The organism is uncultured Cedecea sp. (assembly GCF_947498825.1).
GTDB lineage: Bacteria > Pseudomonadota > Gammaproteobacteria > Enterobacterales > Enterobacteriaceae > JGM124.
The window spans coordinates 1-230 of record NZ_CANMLV010000098.1; the positions used below are offsets into that span (position 1 = coordinate 1).

Sequence of the window (230 nt, forward strand, 5' to 3'; positions counted from 1 at the left end):
TTTAATCAATTGGTCGCAGGTTCGAATCCTGCACGACCCACCAATGTAGAAAGGCGCCCTAAAGGCGCCTTTTTGCTATGCGCGATTCGGGCGGGGTTCGAACCTGCAGCAGGTTCGGGTGAAGCGCAGCGTAACAACGTTGCGAAGCAACGGCCCGAAGGGCGAGGCCACAGGCCGAGTCATCCTGCACGACCCACCAATGTGGAAAGGCGCCCTAAAGGCGCCTTTTT

1 other RNA gene is annotated in these 230 nt (G+C 57.8%); it reads left to right on the forward strand.

The features are described 5' to 3' along the window. Positions 1-74: 74 nt before the first annotated feature. A non-coding RNA gene (locus tag Q1A40_RS23090) (RtT sRNA) lies at positions 75-199 on the forward strand. The last annotated feature ends 31 nt before the right edge of the window (positions 200-230 follow it).